Source organism: Duganella sp. Dugasp56, from assembly GCF_047304105.1.
GTDB classification, from domain to species: domain Bacteria; phylum Pseudomonadota; class Gammaproteobacteria; order Burkholderiales; family Burkholderiaceae_D; genus Rugamonas; species Rugamonas hordei.
In genome coordinates, this window is the sequence record NZ_JBGLYQ010000014.1 from 37,789 (window position 1) to 56,154 (window position 18,366).

Consider the following 18,366-nt stretch of genomic DNA (forward strand, 5'->3'; position numbering starts at 1 on the left):
TAGGATATATCTCCTGCCCACTCCCTCGAATTCGAGGGTATCCGGGCATGGTGAAGCGGCGTACCTTCAATTTATCTAACTAAATTGGCAATTTACGCAGTGCGAGCCTGAGCTTGGCGACTGGTACGGGCGCTGCATGAAAAACGGGGCGGATGGCCGCTGGTCGCCCAAGAACTGAATCGCTATCAAAGTAAGGTAAAGAACTACCATGAGCAAACTCCTCGCCGGCCTTCTGCTGGCAGCAGCAGCATTGACGGCGTCGGCCGCGGATCGCTTTCCGCTGGCCGACGTTCGTCTTGGCGCCGGTCCCTTCCTCGATGCCCAGAACCGCAATCTGCATTACCTGATGTCGCTCGATCCGGACAAACTGCTCGCGCCCTTCCAGCGAGAAGCCGGTTTGCCGCTGAAAGCGCCGAGCTATGGCAACTGGGAATCGCACGGCCTGGACGGCCACATCGGCGGCCACTATCTGTCGGCGCTGGCGCTGCTGTATGCGTCGACCGGCGACGCCATGGTCAAGGAGCGCCTCGACTACTTCGTCAATGAACTCAAGAAGTGCCAGCAGGCCAACGGCAACGGTTACATCGGCGGCATCCCGGAAGGCAGCAAGGCGTGGCAGGACGTCGCCAAAGGCGCGATCAAGGCCGACAACTTCACGGTCAACGGCAAGTGGGTCCCCTGGTACAACCTGCACAAGACCTTCGCCGGCCTGCGCGACGCCTATCACTACGGCGGCAACCAGGACGCGCGCGCCATGCTGGTCGGAATGGCCGACTGGGCGCTCAAGCTGACGGCAGCGCTGAGCGACGAGCAGATGCAGTCCATGCTGCGCAGCGAACATGGCGGCATGAACGAAGTGCTGGCCGATGTGTACGAACTGACCGGCGACAAAAAATACATGGCGCTGGCGCAGCGCTTCTCGCACCAGGCTTTGCTGCAGCCGCTGGAACAGGGCAAGGACAAGCTGACCGGCATGCACGCCAACACGCAGATCCCGAAAGTGATCGGCTTCGAGCGCATCGCCGCGCTGGGCGGCGACCAACAGATGCACAAGGCCGCGGAATTTTTCTGGCGCACGGTACACGATCACCGCACCGTGGCCATCGGCGGCAACAGCGTCCGGGAGCACTTCCACGACGACGAAGACTTCTCGTCGATGATCAACGCGGTCGAAGGCCCCGAGACCTGCAACACTTACAACATGCTGCGCCTGACGGAGATGCTGTTCCGCCGCGACCCGAACGTGCGCTACGCCGATTACATGGAGCGTGCGCTGTTCAATCACATCCTGTCGTCGCAGAACCCTGACACCGGCGGCCTCGTCTACTTCACGCCGATGCGGCCGAACCACTACCGCGTGTATTCGGAGGTCGACAACTCCATGTGGTGCTGCGTCGGCTCCGGCATCGAGAGCCAGTCCAAGTATGGCGAATTTATCTACGCCCATGAGAAAGATGTGCTGTTCGTCAACCTGTACACGTCCTCAACGTTAGAGTGGCATGAGAAGGGCGTGCGCATTACCCAGACGACGCGCTTTCCGGATGCTGACACCAGCAGCCTGAAGATCGATGGCGATGGCGTATTTACCGTTAAGCTGCGCTATCCGGGCTGGGTTGCGCGCGCTGCCATGCAGGTGAAGGTCAATGGCAAGCCGGTCAAGGTCAATGGCAAGCCGGGCAGCTATGTGAGCGTCACGCGTCACTGGCGCAAGGGTGACCGCGTCGACGTGACCGTACCGATGCGGACGACCCTGGAGCGCCTGCCGGACCAGTCGAACTATTATGCGGTGCTGCGCGGGCCGATCGTGTTGGCGGCCAAGACGCAGCCCTTCCCCAACGAGAAGCTCAACGTGTTCGCGGGCGATTCGGGGAGCCAAGTCCCCAGCGGGCCTGTGTGTCCGCTGGAGGCGGCGCCGATGTTCGTGAGCGACACGCGCGACTTTGTGAAGAAGTTCAAGGCGGTCAAGGGCGAGCCGATGACGTTCACCGCGCCGGGGCTGATCCAGGGCGGCGGCGCGGCGGTCATGAAACTCATCCCGTTCTTCCGGCTGCACGATTCGCGCTATATGATCTACTGGCCGTATTCGACCCCGGCCAGCGCGCAGGACACACGCGAAGCGACGGCCAAGGCCGAAGCCGAGCGCATCGCCCTCGACGCGCAGACCATCGATCAGGTGGCGCCGGGCGAGCAGCAACCGGAGTCCGATCACGCGTTTGCGGGCGAGGGCGCAGACGCTGGCGTCGCCAAGGGCAAGCACTGGCGCCATGCAAGCGGATGGTTCAGCTATGTGTTGAACGACCGCAAGCTGGAAGCGAAGACCCTGAGGTTGACCTTCAGCGGCGGCGATTCTGGCCCGACTTTCGATGTGCTGGTCAATGGCCGGGAGATCGCCACGGTCACGCTGGAGAAGAATACGCAGGAGTTCTACACGAAGGATGTGGCGATTCCGGCTGAATTGCTCAACGGGTCGCTGACGGTGAAGTTCGTCGCCAAGCCGGGGTCGATCGCGGGCGGATTGTACGGGCTACGTTTGCTGCGTTAGCCTGGCATCTGGTGCGCACCCTGGTGCAGCGCGGCAACAGGACCGGCCGGTGGCGCTGACCGCGCCCGACTTGGCCTGGCTGGGCGGCGCAATTGCCACCGGCGGTGTGGCCGGGCCGGTGCTGCTGATGATCGGGCTGACCCTGACGCCCGCCTCGGCGGCCTCGTTGCTGCTCAATATGGAAGGGGGGCTGACCGCCATGCTGGCCTGGTTCGTCTTCAAGGAAAATTTCGACCGCCGCATTTTCATCGGCATGCTGCTCATCGTCGTTGCCGGCGCCCCGCTATCGTGTGAGCAGATTCCAGTGCTGGGCGTGCCATGGGGCGCGCTGGCGATCATGGGCGCCTGCCTGTGCTGGGCCATCGACAATAAGCTGACGCGCAAGGTGTCGGCCAGCGACCACTCCAGATCGCCGAAATCCACTTGGCCGCAGTGCGAATTAGGAGCGAGTTATCGTTCCTAAATCCAGCGCTCGGCTCATCTTTGGTGCGTATCGCCACGACCACGTTTCAATTTCACAGCGTCAAAATCGACGACGACAAACCTAGCAAGCTTAGTGAACTGACCAACACAATTGATAGTTGCAAGTGCATCGCGTCTCTGCCTTCTATCTTGCTGGTCCGAACCGTATCGGCTGGGAGGTAGGTACGCCTCCATCGCCGCGCGCGTGCTACAAAGATAAGGCCATCAAGCGGTTAAAACAAACAGTAGTGAAGTCGCGTTCATCCGAACAATAAGCTGAACCTTTGACTTTGCAATACCCCCTTATCTACATTGCAACACTCGTCGCCGCTAACCCACAGACGGCTCAATGCCGGCCTCTGTCAATCGCTCACCAGGCATACCTGCTGAGGTTCGCGGAGGCATTTGTAATCTTCGGCGTCGCGTCGGTCGGGCGTGCTCAGCCTGACGATCCTTGGTCACGGGGCGAAAGGTGGCGCGCTGACCAAACGTTGCCGCCAACGGCCGTACAGGAACACGCGTAGCAGACCGCTTCCTTCGTGGTATGAGATTCAAACTTGTCCATGTCTGGCTCCGTGTTGTTGATCCCGGAGTACATTGTGCCGGCCTGACGAACCGAAAGATACAACGCCGCTCAGGAACCGGTTACCTACTGGAATCCAGTCGATCTGGTTTTTAATCACTTTCTGTGGTTGCCCTGATGCGATTGGCTCTTCCAACTCGTCAGCCTAGTTTACGCTTCTTTCCTCAGTCGCCTTGATTGCACCGTATCTCGGTATAGAGTGATCGAAGAGCGCGGACTGCGCGCCGTGCCAATGCTGTGATTGCTTTGGACGAACTGATGAGACGCGTGCCAATTACTGATGACGACGTCGCTAGATGGAAGGCGCAAGGACTCGGCCTTGGTGAAGGCGCACACTACAAACCCTGGATCGATGTTCGATGTTTTTCGTCGAGAGGGCGGATGAGTCGTCGCCTTGGTGTGACGACAGGCAGGGTGCATCACCTCTTTTCCGATAACGAAAGTTGCTTCTTCCTGATGGCGGATTACGCAGCCGACGTCGTGGATATTCGTGAGCAGTTTCCATTGTTTCCTGAGTCGGCAACCCAGCACGTTGCATCATCGTTGGGAGTCCGTCATCCAAGCTATCCCCGAAGCCGAACGCCGATCGTCATGACGACGGATTTTCTGCTTACGAGGATTGATAAGTCCGGCAAGCGATACTTGGTAGCCTTTAGCATCAAAAGCGCGGACGACCTGCGCGGCCGAAGCCGGAAATCTGTGCTGACCAAACTGGAGATCGAGCGACGATATTGGCTTGTGCGCGGTGTTCCATGGTACCTATTCACAAATGCTGAATTCGACAAGACCGTCATCGACAACCTGGAGTGGCTCAGCTACTTCATGGTGGAGCATGATGTCGACCGTGATGCTTTCGAAGCGCAGCTGCCCCGGTTTCTTGCAGCGTTCAACACGCCATCCTTACAAGGGCTCATGCTTGCAGACCGCCTGCGGGAGTGCGCGGCAGTGTTCGGCGCCGCTGTTTCGCCAGAACTGGCGGCTGACATGTTCCGCTATTGCGCCTGGCATAAATTGATCAACCTCGACCTGCGTGTGCCGATCGGATTGCGCTGTATTCCGGTGGTTCTGCCCATCGCATCCGACCCGCGATTCACCTGTGCTCAAGAAGGTGGCCACAATGGATCTATTGTGTCCTGCTGAGGTATTCGAGCCGGTGCCAGGCGTTGTGGATACAGGCTTTGCATGCGCGCAGCGTGTTCTGTGGGTCGTGCCCGATGAAGACGTGCTCGTCACCATCGGCATGCAAAACCCGTTGAAGAAGCCGGATGTGCATAGCCTGCGGACGGTGATGGGGCTCCTGAACGATGGCATGCTGCAGCGGGTCGAAGTGAAGCTGAGGCCTTACCTGTTCCAGCCCGAGGAAGCGATCTTGCGACGAAGCCTGGACGTCAGGGATCGAGCCTGGGCGATCATTGAACCTCTAGTACGTGAAGACTGCATTCCTGAAATTTATCTCCCGCGCACCCGTGGCCGTCTGATCCTGGCGCGCGCTGCGGAATTGGGGCTCGACCCCAAGCAGGTGTATCGGCCCTTGTACCGGTATTGGGCTTACGGGAGCTGTGTCGACGCGCTTATCGCGTGCTATGACTTGTGTGGCCCGTCTGGTCAGCGGCAGGAGGCCGGATCGAATAAGCGCGGCCGGCGGCCGGACCGGGTCAAACTACAGAACGATCAATCTGTGCTCGGGCCGTCGAGAGCCGAAGTCCGGACGAAAATCGTCCAGGGAATTCATGCCTTCCTGAAGCCCGGTGTGACGATCAAGAAGGCCTGGGAAGACACCAAGCGGACATACTTTAAAACTGCCGAGATTGAACATGGAAATCTGCTGATCCCGGTGCCACCTGAAGCGCACGAAGCGCCGTCGCTGCACCAGTTCAAACAGGTCGTGAAGGAGATGAACCACGATTTTTCGCTTACCAAGCGCAACATCAGCACGACTACCTGGAACCTTAAACATCGCGGAGTACTGGGATCTTCCAGGAACCGGGTATTCGGGCCCGGGGCACGGTTCGAGATCGACGCGACCATCGTCGACGTCTACCTGGTATCGGTGTTCAACCGCGCCTGGCTGATCGGGCGGCCCGTCCTGTATGTCGTGGTCGATGTCTTCTCCCGGATGGTGGTGGGCTTTTATCTCGGGCTCGAGGGCCCGAGTTGGGAGGGCGCCCGGTTGGCATTGTTCAATGCGTTCTCGGACAAGACCGATTTCTGCCGGCAGCTGGGCATCGACATCAGCCCGGATCTTTGGCCATGCCGCCATTTGCCTCACAAGCTACTGTGTGATAACGGAGAGCTGAAATCCAGGGCGTCGGATGCGTTGCCGAAAGAGTTCGGTATCACCATCCAGAACGCCGCGGTTCGCAGGCCTGACTGGAAGCCTAATGTGGAGCAGCAGTTCAACCTCATCAATAATGACACCATCCATTTCGAGCCGGGGGCATTGAACCGCAGGCTGGACGAGATGAAACGACGCCACTGTTCGCTCGACGCTTCGCTGACACTCCCTGAGTTGAGCCGGATCCTGGCAAACAAGTTGATCAAGTACAACCTGTCTGCTTACCGCGCTGACGCACTACCCAATGAAATGCTGGGCGAGAATCTCATGGATGCGACCCCGCTAACGGTTTGGAATTGGGGTATGGAGCACCTGACGGGAGGAGCGAAGGTGCTCGAAAAACAGAGGGTATGGACGAAGCTGTTACCTGCCGCAACCGCATCGGTCCGGCGTGACGGTATCTATTTTCATGGGCGTCGTTACGCGTGCGAGCGAGCTGTCCGCGAAGAATGGTTTGCACGGGCAAGAACAAACGGCAAGGTCGAACCGATCGAGATCCGTCACTTGCCGTATGCGCCCGCGTGCATCTGGATTCTCAACGCCACGTCACGCGAGTGGGAGCCCTGCGAACTGTTGGACAACAACGAAAAATATAGGTTGGCCCGTCTGGAAGAGATGCTTGATCGCGCCAAGCTGCTTGGTTTGGAAGCGGACCGCAAGGCCTCGGAGCTGCGGCAGGTGTGTGCCACGCTGGATACCGAGTGCGAAGCCATCACGGCGGCCGCAAAGAAGGCCGCAGCGCAAGCCAAGCGGGGACTGAGCAAGACCGAGAAGAAGGCGAATGTGCAGGCGAACCGGGCCTTCGAGAAAACTGCCGAGCGAGTCGAACACGCGCGTGATGCGGCGCAGTCATATTGCGATCCGCCGGCGCAGGACAATGTGGTGAAGTTGCGGCCCGATATGCGAAAACAAAATCCGCTCGACGACATCTGGGGTCTGTAACGGACCGGCTCCGGGAGCGGTGGTCATGATGGAGCAGCCGATGAGTACCGATCATTCTTCGCCCACGTATGTCGAGCAGAATATCGCGGAGTATCGCGACAACCCGCTGATCGAGGCGCTCCCCCCGATCCTCACGGAGAAGGAAGCCGCGAGGGCGATGATCCTTCGTCCGCAGATCCAACCGGAAGAGCGTGCGATGTCGACCGAGGAGCGCTGGCACCTGCTTGCACGACTCAAGTATGTCGTGATCCCTCGTTTGATTTTCTATGACGTGGAACGCACCATCTCGCGCCTGCTCCGGGCGGGCTACGTCGTCCGCAATCCGATCGAGGCGGCGACCTGGCGCAGTATCTATACCGCCCAGGATCGCGAGCAGTGGCGAAACCTCGACTGGCAACTGATCCCGTGCGAATCGCAACTGCTCATCGTCGGACTGAGCGGGTCTGGAAAGACAACCTGCGCCGATGCGATTTTGCGAACCTACCCCCAACAGGTTGTCCATCACGCTTCCTGGCGAGGGCGCCATCTCCCGATCACGCAACTCGTATGGCTGAAAGTGACCTGCCCTAAAAACGGCTCGATCTCGAGTTTCTGCCGTGAGTTCGCGCGACAGGTCGACGCAGCTCTCGGCACCGGCGGCAAATACGAAAAATTGTTTTCACGGACCGGAATGCGTGAGGACATGCTGGAAGGCGCTATGCGCCAGATCGCTGCGACCCACTTCCTCGGCATCCTGATCATCGACGAGATTCAGCGGCTCAGTTTGCAGAAGACGCATGGCACAGCGCCGTTGCTACATTTCTTCCAGGATTTGCGTACGGTCCTTCGGGTGCCTGTTGTGGAAATTGGTACCAGCAAGGCAGCCAACCTGTTCACCAATGAGATGAAGGACGGCCGCCGGGCTTCGGAAAGCGGCCTGATCCAGTTCGAACGGCCGCCAAAGCGCGTAAAGGAATGGGACGATTTCGTTCGACGCATCTGGACATATCAGTGGGTCCGGCAACCACGAGATCCGGATGACGAGATGCTGGATACGGTTTTCGATCTCAGTCAGAGCATCCCCGATTTCGTCGTGTTGCTCTTCAAGCTTGCACAGCAGCGGGCCATGCTCGATGGTACCGAAACGCTGACGCCGAAGCTCCTGCGGCAGACGTATGACGACGGCTTGGCATTGCTTCATCCTGCGATCAATGCGCTGCGCACGAATACGACGAGGTCGCTGTTGCAATACGAGGATTTGCTGCCGGTCGACGAAGCGTTGGCGAAATTGCTCGAGTTTCCGAAACAGGTCACGGTCGCGCAGGATTATCTCGACCAGCTGTTTCCGGTGACGGGTTTTGCCGCGCCGGCAGCGGCGACTGGGCAGAGCGTATCACCACAGTCGTGTGACAGTAGCACCGAACCCGTCGATTCCGGTGCGGTCGATCCAGCATTACCGCCTGGGTACGTGGACATGCGGGCCGCGGCGGATGCGGATGATCCGCACCAGTACCTGGTCGAGAAGGGGATGATCAGTCATGAAGGCGTCAACTTGGGCGGTCGTCGATGAATGGGCGGCGAAACCATCCGCAGTCCTGGAAGCGAAGCCGGCAGGAAAAGCTGGCGATGTCATCGTGCCCGAAGAGACGATATTTGGCATTGTGTCCCGCTACCACGCATTGACGGGGCATCCGACCTCCGGGGACACGCTGATCGAATTGCTGAACCGGCGATGCGTTACCTTGGGCACGGCGTTTCCCAGTGGCCTGAACCAGATCTCGAAGGATCTCCGGTTGCCGGTGAACACGATCGAGGAACTGATCGAAGGACACACGATCCTTCCGTGCTTCAGGCCATTTATGCACCACGCCCATTACACACGGATTGCCGATTCAGTGGCGACGGGCACGGCGAGCTGTACGAAAATCACCTTAGGACTGTTGGCGAGCCGCGTGGGAGCGGAAGATGTGCTGCGATTCTGTCCCGTCTGTGCTGGGGCCGACTGCGAGACGATCGGCATAGCGACGTGGTATCGCGCGCACCAGTTCCCAGGTGTTCTCGTATGCCCTTATCACGGGGTTCCTCTCGTCGCATCCGATTGCCTCGCGCAGCGCCTGAAACGCACGCAGTTATTTCTTCCAGCTACGGCCGCGAAGTGGAACAGTCAGAAGAGCGTTTCGAACGTCGACGATCGGGCACTTGAAAAATTAGTGATCGTCTCGCGGCTCATTGCTCAGTTATTTTTGCTGCGGGATGTGCCAGTCGATCCGCTGACCTGGCGGAACCATTACCTCGCCCATTTGGTGGACCGGGACCTGGCTAAGGCCAGCATGAGGGTTCGTCAACGAGCATTGCAAAGCGCACTCCTCGATTTTTGGGGGAGCGTGAGGAACCTGCCCCCGTTTGATGGCATATTCGCGCGCTGCGCTGGGGACGATTCGTGGTTGACAAGTCTTTACCGCCGGCCTCGTGCCGCGCACCACCCGCTGCTGCATGTTCTGCTGATCGGGTTTCTGGCCGAGAGCGTCGAATCCTTTCTCTGGACTGACATCCCTTCCCCGGCGGTCACTTCCGTGCCTGACGAACAGGCATCCACAGCTACGGCATGCAAGATCGCCGCGCTGGCGGCCGAGGGCCGGTCGATGCGTCAGGTGGCGAAAGAGCTCAGCCTGTCTGTCAACGCGGTCCTGGTCAAAGCGGAAAAAATCGGCATCGGCTTTACGCGCAGGTCCAAGAAGCTCGATGTCGCGGTCCGTTCGCGAGTGCGGTATGCCTTGGCGGCGGGCGATGACATCGCGCACATTGTGAACACGACCGGACTGTCAGCATCGACCGTAAATCGCATTCTGGGAGCGGACCGCGGCCTGCAAACTCAGCGTATCGCCACCATGCGGGAGCAGCGGCAGACACAGGCGCGTGACAAGCTGAGAGTCGCCTTGGTCGCGTCACCATTAGCCGGATTCAAGGCGCTCCAGACGGCGCTGGGGGCCGACTTCATTTGGCTGTACCGGCACGACCGCGCCTGGCTCCAGGCTCAGCTTCCCACCACACTTCGGATTGTCGAGCGGACCTCGTCAGTTGATTGGTGCGCCCGCGACAGGGTGATGGCGGAGCGCGTGAGGTTGGCGGCTGGAGAGATACTGGATCCGTCGAGATGCCCGAGGCGTGTAACCCTCAACGAGATCGGACGATGCACTGGCAACGCATCGTGGCTCGACAAGCACCTTGCGCGGTTACCCCGAACGGCAGAGCTGCTGTCCCAAGTCCTTGAACCAGCTGCCGCGTTTCGGGCGCGGCGACTTTCCTGGCGTGAGAAACATTCCGCAGACGTGCTAGGTTAGCGGCTACACCGAATGGTTAAGGGGAACTGGTCTGCATCTTTATCTTTTTGGGCCTCGTCAGACTCGGCAATTTGAGTCTGATCTTTCGTGTAGTACCGTCGGCCAGCAGGAGGAAATTCCCGTTCCGGGCAAGGACCTGCCCAGTCGCGTTGGATGCCGCGTTCCGCAAGCAGCCGCGTTACGGTTTCAGCGTCGTAAGGAAGCGATAAGTCGACATCTCGAAAAAAGTGCATCAGCACGAGGGAGCGATGGTATTCCACTCCTGAGCGAGCTCTGACCACGCTGATCGCAGCACGCTTGTGCGTCAGCTTGGCCCATAAAATCCGCCGAGCATAAAAGTGCCAGTTGGACTCTGCGTACTCTTCCAGCGCTCGTAGCGTTGCCGGAAAGGCGTGTTGATTGAGCGCTGTAGAATTCCAGCCTGCCTCTTTGGCAAGACGGTTGATCGTAATTTTTTCTGGTTTGGCGACGGATGCATACAAGGCGGCGGCTGTCGCCATAACCGAGCGTGCCCGCTCGCCATCTTTCTCGCTCCTGCGCGGAACTTTGGCCGGGCCTGCTGGCTTGGGTTTCAGTTGCTGAAGTTTTCGTCTCAAAAGCGTAATCGCTTCCAGATCGAGAGAGACAAGCCGTTTCATCAAACCATAATGCGATTTCCACAAGTTTTCTATGGTGCAATCAGGAATATCGCGAGCACGCACAGCAAGCTCGCGCAAAAGACCTGCGATTCGTTGCTCTATGCTGGGCTTGCTGGCTTTTCCGGTGCCGACGCCGACGGTCCGTCGTTTCACAACGGGTCGTTCAATGCTACCCGTTCGCTCATTTCCGCCAGTCGCACCGATGGCAGCCAGGAACTGGGCGGCATCGCGAAACAGGAAATGCGCAAACAGCAGATGGCGGCCGAGTGGCGGTTCCGTGACGCTGTAGTCGTTCAGCATCTTCAACCATTCGCTCAGCCGATCGTCACGATAGGCCGCATCCGTCCTTCTAAGAAAATCTTTCCCGTAGAATTTTTCCATTTCGGTCTTTATGCGGACACGGCTTACTTTTTCATTGCCCCAACTACAGCCGATAGCGCGCGCACGGTCACGATAACTCTCGACCAGTACACGTGTTGGTACCGCTGAGTGTGGGGCTGACTGCAGAAGGGCCGCAGAGAACCGGGCGTAGGATAGCGCGACGGGATCTACGTCCTGCTCTGACGATATACTATCGAAGATATATTTCTTGCAAGTACATCGCTTCCAGGGGACGAGAGCCAGATTGTAGCCCCGACGGAATGAACACTCGCAGTGAGGGCATTTGTAAAGCAAGGGGGAAGCGTGCTTGCTGCACACTTCTACCCCGGGTATTTGATGGGACCGGTGAATGTAGCGAACACCACAGGTAGCCAGATCTTCGCGCAGGCATTCCAAGCAAAGTCGGGTCGGCTCAGCTGAAAACCGTTTTGGCGCCTTTGTGGCTTTGTTCGAAGCCGTCCTTCTCGAGCTGGCAGGGAACGACAGCCCGTTGAAAATTGCAAGTAACGGGTACAGCGTGTGCGCGCGCAAGATCTCCAGTGTGCACGCTTCCACATCTTCACCTATCCGCGGAGCGAGCATTTCGAGGTGCGGGGGGATCCAGGCAGACAAATTGAATGGGGCGCAGTGGAATAGCTCCTGGAAGGTGGCGGTCGGCGTCCGGTTACAGCTCAGTATATGAAACCTTCCGACAACGGAAATGATGACTTCATCTGGCAAGGACGGCGCAACGAGGGAATGTCCGGGGCCAAGTGCTGCGAGGGATATTGGCGTATCACCCAGCAGCACTCGCTGTTCGTGATCTGGCTGCACCAGAGGATCTGATGATATTCTTGTTGCCATGATGGCACCGCTGCCCTATCGGACGAGCCTTAAGGTCGCCTTGCTGGTTCTTACTTTAGGCCGCGCAGCGGTTGGGCACAAGGGCGCGTTCGGCTGGTGGAACTGGTATCGGCCACTGATGGTCGCCAACTACTGTTTTGAGCGTTTGCGTGGCGCAATTTGACAAACATTGGCGGCATGTCAACAGGGCATCCCAACTACCGCAGAGCGAGATTTGACAAACATTGACGGACCGGTAACATGCCTAAGCTGTTGATTTTACAGACACGGATCTGACAAACATAATTTGATCTATTCAGCTGTGTGAGCGATAAATAAAAGCGTGCCTTGAACAGGAAATGAAAGCGCTATTTTCCGGGGGAAGATTCTCTCGGAAAGCTGCATGAAGCGCGGTCGCAAACGGTTTTATTTCCCTGTTGGTTGACCCTCGTATTATGCGTTCGTGAAGCCCCTGAGCGCTCTCAATTTTTCAGTGAATGCGGCTGCAGGCATGGAATTTCAGCTATGGCACTTCTTGTTTTCGAATGTGTACTTTCCTTCACTCTTCATAGCCACTGAGACGTAGCCGTCGTCCTGGAACGAGATGAATGCCGCCGGGTCAACGTTTTCGCACTTATGCTTCGAGTGGTACTGGGTCGTCACGAGCGCCTCCTGGATATACGGCATCGGCACAAACGACCCCACGCGCGCAATGGCAACACCGGCCATCACTACGAAAATGGCCAGAGCGCCAGTGCCAATCGGCCGCAGAACGAACTGGAATGTGCCTGCCATCTTGTCCCACCATGGGCGGTACGTCGGCGGCCGGCGGCCGGTAATCAGACGATAGGCCATATTCTCCACCTTCTTCTGCAGCAATGGGGGCGCTGCGCCAGTCAGATTACGGACCAACGTCGTCGTCCAAGCGCCCAGAATCATCGCTACTGATTGCATCCCCATCACCACCACAAGGAATCCTGACACGACCAATGCCAACGAGAACGGATAGACCACCGCCGATACGAGGCGCACGAACTCCGGCATCTTCGCAGGGTCGGCCTGGGAGACGGTGAATGCGAGGTGATTGGCAATTACGTTGGACGTGAAGATTGTGGCCGTACCCAAGAATCCAACTATGGCAATGATTGCGCGCGTGGCCAACTTCGACTCAAGCAGGTACTTCAATCGTGTGTACCAGTCGGCAATGGTTGCTGCGCACAGCACAATGCCCGCCACGCTCATGCAAATGAGGCCTACTGTCATCCAACGAAACAAATGGACCAGTGGTACCGCGCAGCAGAAGGCTGCGCAGACTGAGTACAACGCCAAGGCCACAGGTGATGCGAGGTAGACTTTACGCATTTGGCGAAGCCTGCGTACCATCGACCACTTGTTGTACCACGTCACCTTGCGCACTTGACCTACGGCGTGCCTAACAACGCAGCAGAAGAAGATGAAAAACAAGACTGCCCCCGACTGCGTCGGGTAATAATCGAAAGACTTGAGAATCAGAAATGCGGCGGCGAGAATGAGAAACAATCGGATAAAAATCTGTGGGCTCAACGTTGATGCCTTTCTTCGAAAATGAACTTTGTTGCGGCCTGCGAATGCACGCCGTACCATAGGTCAAGTTTATTTTCAGCACGTGTCTCTGTCATGCAAATTTTGAACAAGACATTTATCCTCCAACTGCTTGGCGCGACCCCGTTCAGGCCGCTGCGGACGTCTCTGGAAAAATCAGCCGGTAATGCCGCAGGTCCTCCTCGAAAGCATTGCACCGCTTGAGCTGCTCATAGAGGTCTTGGCGCGGCTGCGAATAGTTAAACGCGGCTGTCCACTCCTGAATGCGGGTCATTGCCCGAATGTACGGCGTCGCATCAGCATTGTTCGAAAGACTCTTCAAAGGCAAAAGATAATCCTCACGGTAAACCGTCGGGACGATTATGCGCGACCTACCAGCGGCGCTCAGCACGCAGTTCATAGCCAGGCGTGCCGTGCGACCATTGCCGTCCATGAAGGGGTGAACTTCCGAGATAACAAACATTGTCATTAAGGCGCGAGCCATGGGGGCCTCCAGTGCCCTAATCAGATCGAAGCCCTCTCTCAGTGTTCCTTGCACCAGCTCGTGAACCACAAACATGGTTGTCCCCGCCTGGTTATTCAGGGTCTTCCATTGGCCTGGATTTTTGTCGTGCCTGGAGTGCATCACCAGCGCATTGACGCTCTTGAGCCAGTCCAGGAATTCATCGGCCGTGGCGGCAGGCTGGTCACGCCACGGCGCCCCCATAGCAGCATGGAATGTTCCGAGGATGTCATGCGAATCTTCCGCTCGGTTCTGGATGATCTTGCCCTCGAAGACAATTTCCTCGGCCTCGCTCACCAGGAACGTGGTGCCTTCGATGTAGTTCGAGAAGTAGGCCTCGAAGAACGCAAAGTTTTCGCGCGCGACACCTTTTTCAGCGTTGGAGGGCACCTCCGGGAAAACCGCGGCCCGCAAGCTGCTGAACAGGGTGGTGAAGAGGTCAAGTCTTGTTGGATCGTACGGCCGCCCGGCCGCACGCGCGAGAGCCTGCTTGCTCGAGAGCTTATTGGTCGCATGCGTGCCCAGCAGTGCGCTCATAATGCCGTCCAGCCGCTTGAACTCCTTCTCACGGCCAAGCTTATCGGCTAGCTCGCGACAAGTATCCCTGAGCTGGTTGAAGTGATACTCCCCTCGAATCGAGAGCATCTTGTCCAGCTCCGCTTCGAGTGCGGTTTGAGACAGAACTCGCTCACCGACACCCCGGCCAACAGCCAAGTTCTCCAACAGCCATCGGGCCTGGCCAGCCAGAAAGAGCTCCTTGTAGCGGACATCACCGTCGACGGCGCCATGCCCAGGAATAACCTTGATAACCAGGCCTGGGAGCTCAATCGTGCGCGCGCGATCTCCGCGGGTGATATAGATGCGTCCCTCAAAAGGCTTTGCATCTAAGCCGCTTCTATAGCTAAGTACACCCTGCGGCAGGAGGTGGCTTACAATACTTGCCCAGTGCCGCTGGACTATTGATTCAGGTGGACTGCTCAGGTTGCTGGTATAAATCCCCTGATACAACTTCAACAAGCGGCCGTCGCCGGCGAGACGTAGAATTCGGCGATCCGCTGCAGCATCGCCTCCGCCCGTGAAAATGATTTCTGACAGTGATACGTCGGATTTTTGCGCGATTGCCACAGCGAGCCCCCGATGATTGTCTGAAAAATGACATATTGTGACTGATTTTGTCGAAAAAGTGTGCTAATCGACCAATCAAGGGCTGTCGGAATTTATGCGAGTACGCGCGGCGAGAACCTCCAGTACGTCCAAAAAAAGTCGTATTCGACGGAGTTTTGTCGGATTGATGTCTTATTCTGGCCAGGCGAAGTCCTCACCGACTCATGGCGAATCACCATTTGTGGCATCAAGGTTTAACGCTCCCCCCTGAGCGTGTAGACCGGCTTCTCGGACTCCCCTTTCTCCACCATCGCGAGCAGGCGCTGCAGTTCCGTGCGCTCCTTATCGTCCTTTGCGGACGCTGCCAGGTTGCGCAGGATGGCGGCGTGCGCCGTCTGCAGCGCCTGCGCCGCAGGCACGGCGATGTCCGGTTTCACGCCGACGTGTTCCCAGTTGGTTTTGGTGACGAAGTTGGTCGTGCGCGAGGTCGGGATCGCGACAGCAATCTCGTTCCCTACGCTGTACCAGCCAATGGGATTTGAACCGCCGCCGGTGGTCTCACCGATCAGCGTCCCGCGCTTCTGCACCTGCATGCCATACGCAAAATCCTCCCCGCCGGAAAACGTGCGCGCCGAGGTCAACACGTACACGGGCTTGTCGTAACGTTGTGCGACCGTCGGCACCGTCCAGAACTGCTGCGTCGTATTGTCCGGGCGATTGTAGATGTCAATCAGGTGTCGCTCGTCGCCGAGCGGGAAGAAATGGCTCATCAGATAGGCCACGCTGGCCGGGCTCCCGCCACCGTTGCGGCGCAGGTCGAGGATCAACGCATCCGTCCCGGCCATGAGCTGCATCGCTGACGTATACGCCTGGCCGACGAACTCGGGGCCTCCGAAGGCGCGCAGCTCAATGTAGCCGACGTTGCCGGGAAGGCGTTCGATTTTCTGGATATCATAACCCCGCCGTGCGCTCCGCTCGCGCCATTCTTCCATCTTGGCGCGGCTGGGCACGTCGGCGGTATTGTTGGACTCACGAAAACCTTCGTAAATCCCGGCGCCGAAATGTTTGTCGCCGCTGAATTCGCGCAAGTCCTTCGCCAATGCCTCACTGAGCGCTTGCGCGCTGGCGGCGGACGCATAGCCTCCCTTGGCATTTTTGCCTGCAATCGCATGGCTGACCCGTTCGGCCACGGCGGGATCGATGTAATTCGCGTTCATTTTCGCTACCAGTGTCTGCACGATCGCGTCGCGATCGGACGCGTTCAACGGGGTGTCCGCCGCGAAGGCGGGAAACGACAGCAGCATGCTCAACACAACGCCTGCGACAAACTTCTTTCTACCCAGCATACATTCCTCCAAGTTGAACTACGAATCGGGTCTCATGTTGAGCTGTTGCAGCGCATCCGCCAGAGCGGGCACATAGGTGCGGCTGGCGCGCAGCACACTGCCGTCGCGCAGGCGCAGCATGGCGTCCCGGTTTGTGAGCGAACGCATCTCGGCGATCATGTCCAGCCGCACGATGGACGAGCGGTGCACACGGTGGAACTGGCGCGGATCGAGCTGCATGGCCAGGTTGTGCAGGCGTTCACGCACCAGCCAGGTCTTGCCATTCGCATGCAGGGAGGCGTAGTCGCCGTCGGCCTCGATGCGCTCGACTTCAGCAACCGGTACCAGCACCGTACGCGATCCTATCCGCACACTGAAGCTGCGCATCGCCGTTGCTGTCGCTGGCGCGGCGCGGCCATGGCCGCGGTAGGGAAAAGCCTGCTGAGCGCGGTCAAGGGCTTCGTCGAAGCGTTCGTCATCGACCGGCTTGAGCAGGTAATCGAGGGCGGCCAGTTCGAAAGCTTGCAGGGCGAAGCCTTCGTAGGCGGTGAGCAGGATCGCCATCGGCCGCTGCGCCGGCGGCAACGCGGCCAGCACGTCGAGACCGCTCTTGCCCGGCATCTCGACGTCGACAAACACCAGGTCGGGCTTCAGCGCCACAATACCTTCGTAAGCGCTGGCGCCGTCGTCGAATTCGCCAACCAGCTCGAAGGCGCCGCGCCGCGCCAGCCTGGCTTTGACCGCCAGTCTGGCCAGCGGCTCGTCGTCGACGATAACGACCCGGATGTTCATGCCGCCGCCTCCATACCGCGCAGAGGCATGGAGATGCGCACGTGGAAGCGGCCATCCGCACGCCAACCTGCGTCCACCTCTTGATCCTCGCCGTACAGGTGGCGCAGGCGTTCCCTTACGTTGGCCAGGCCGATGCCGCTTCCCTCGTGCGCGGGCTGTTGGCCGTCGTTCTGCACGCCGATGAGCAGGCGCGCCCCGGCGCGCTCGACCAGAATGTCGAGCCGCCCGGGAGCGGCCAGCGCTGCGATGCCGTGGCGGATCGCATTCTCGACCAGCGGCTGCAGCACGAGGTAGGGCACGACGCTGTCCAGCAGATCCGGGCCGGCCTTCATCGTCAGGCGCAGGCGCTCGCCGAGGCGCGCCTTTTCGATGGCGAGGTAGGCGTCGAGGAGGGCCAGTTCATCGGCCAGCGAATGCTCGTGGCGGCCGTCGTGGGCAAGGGTGGCGCGCAGGAAGTCGGCCACGCACGCGAGCATGCGGTTGGCTTCACGGTTGGACTGGGCAGACACCAACGCGGAAATCGCGTTCAGGGAGTTGAACAGGAAATGCGGATTGACCTGCAGTCGCAGCGCGCGCAGCTCGGCGTCGCGGGCCGCGCTTTGCGCCTGGGCGAGATGCAAGCGGACCTGTTGCAGCGACAGGTAATAGGCCGCCACCGCATGGGCCGCGCAGAACGAAGTCAGCGCCAGCCAGCAGCCATCCAGACCCCGGGTGAGCTCGTCCCAGTGGTAGCCGGTTATCAGCCCGAGCGAGATCGCAAGGCGCTGCCCCATCACGGCATTCAAGATCGACATCGCGTAGCTGGTTACCAGCAGCACCAGCGCCATCCGCAGCCAGGGCCACTCGCGGCGCCACATGGCCCGCTGCAGCAGCGTCAGCGGAATCAGCCATGCCAGGCAGGCGACAAAGAAAAGCGTACGGAAGGCAACCACATTGCCATGACCGAAGGCGGGCAGGCCGAGGATGGCCATGCAGGCGCAAACCGGCAGTGCGGCCAGCACGGGAACGAGCAAGGGGGTTTCGACTTTCACGTTGGG

The 18,366-nt window shown here is 58.9% G+C and carries 12 protein-coding genes; 6 read left to right on the plus strand and 6 right to left on the minus strand.

The genetic code is table 11. The annotated features are described in order from the left end of the window. Positions 1 to 208: 208 nt before the first annotated feature. The 6 genes from ACCD07_RS11770 to ACCD07_RS11795 all read left to right on the plus strand — a co-directional run bounded on the left by ACCD07_RS11770 (position 209) and on the right by ACCD07_RS11795 (position 10,184). Positions 209 to 2,542, plus strand: coding sequence for a beta-L-arabinofuranosidase domain-containing protein (locus ACCD07_RS11770; RefSeq protein WP_176653239.1), 2,334 nt, complete (start codon positions 209 to 211; stop codon positions 2,540 to 2,542). Positions 2,543 to 2,591: 49 nt separating this feature from the next. Next, positions 2,592 to 3,005, plus strand: a complete 414-nt coding sequence (locus ACCD07_RS11775) for an EamA family transporter (RefSeq protein ID WP_413447436.1) — start codon at positions 2,592 to 2,594, stop codon at positions 3,003 to 3,005. A gap of 840 nt (positions 3,006 to 3,845) precedes the next feature. After that, positions 3,846 to 4,727, plus strand: coding sequence for a TnsA endonuclease N-terminal domain-containing protein (locus ACCD07_RS11780; RefSeq protein ID WP_176653240.1), 882 nt, complete (start codon positions 3,846 to 3,848; stop codon positions 4,725 to 4,727). After that, positions 4,684 to 6,864 carry a DDE-type integrase/transposase/recombinase gene (locus tag ACCD07_RS11785; protein WP_176653241.1) on the plus strand — a complete coding sequence of 727 codons (2,181 nt, stop codon included), beginning with the start codon at positions 4,684 to 4,686 and terminating at the stop codon, positions 6,862 to 6,864. The genes ACCD07_RS11780 and ACCD07_RS11785 overlap by 44 nt, the downstream gene beginning before the upstream one ends. Before the next feature lie 25 nt (positions 6,865 to 6,889). Further along, positions 6,890 to 8,413, plus strand: a complete 1,524-nt coding sequence (locus ACCD07_RS11790; RefSeq protein WP_353401790.1) for an ATP-binding protein — start codon at positions 6,890 to 6,892, stop codon at positions 8,411 to 8,413. Next, entirely contained in the window at positions 8,382 to 10,184 is a 1,803-nt protein-coding gene (locus ACCD07_RS11795; RefSeq protein WP_176653242.1) for a TnsD family Tn7-like transposition protein, read from the plus strand. Before ACCD07_RS11790 ends, ACCD07_RS11795 begins: the two co-directional genes overlap by 32 nt. Here the strand turns inward: ACCD07_RS11795 and ACCD07_RS11800 are convergent. The 6 genes from ACCD07_RS11800 to ACCD07_RS11825 form a co-directional block, all read right to left on the minus strand. Beyond that, positions 10,181 to 12,046, minus strand: a complete 1,866-nt coding sequence (locus ACCD07_RS11800) for a TnsD family Tn7-like transposition protein (protein WP_176653243.1) — start codon at positions 12,044 to 12,046, stop codon at positions 10,181 to 10,183. The two genes, ACCD07_RS11795 and ACCD07_RS11800, sit on opposite strands and share 4 nt — an antisense overlap. A gap of 498 nt (positions 12,047 to 12,544) precedes the next feature. Continuing rightward, complete coding sequence (locus tag ACCD07_RS11805; protein WP_176653244.1) at positions 12,545 to 13,588, minus strand: hypothetical protein; 1,044 nt, start codon at positions 13,586 to 13,588, stop codon at positions 12,545 to 12,547. Positions 13,589 to 13,733: 145 nt separating this feature from the next. Further along, complete coding sequence (locus tag ACCD07_RS11810; RefSeq protein WP_413447437.1) at positions 13,734 to 15,233, minus strand: Fic family protein; 1,500 nt, start codon at positions 15,231 to 15,233, stop codon at positions 13,734 to 13,736. A 233-nt stretch (positions 15,234 to 15,466) separates the two neighbouring features. Then, positions 15,467 to 16,516: a S41 family peptidase gene (locus ACCD07_RS11815; RefSeq protein WP_413447485.1), complete on the minus strand. Its 1,050-nt coding sequence runs from the start codon at positions 16,514 to 16,516 to the stop codon at positions 15,467 to 15,469. 60 nt (positions 16,517 to 16,576) lie between these two features. Then, positions 16,577 to 17,329, minus strand: coding sequence for a LytR/AlgR family response regulator transcription factor (locus ACCD07_RS11820; protein WP_413447438.1), 753 nt, complete (start codon positions 17,327 to 17,329; stop codon positions 16,577 to 16,579). Next, positions 17,326 to 18,360 (minus strand): sensor histidine kinase, encoded by a 1,035-nt coding sequence (locus ACCD07_RS11825; protein WP_413447439.1) that lies wholly within the window; start codon positions 18,358 to 18,360, stop codon positions 17,326 to 17,328. Before ACCD07_RS11825 ends, ACCD07_RS11820 begins: the two co-directional genes overlap by 4 nt. Positions 18,361 to 18,366 lie beyond the last annotated feature (6 nt).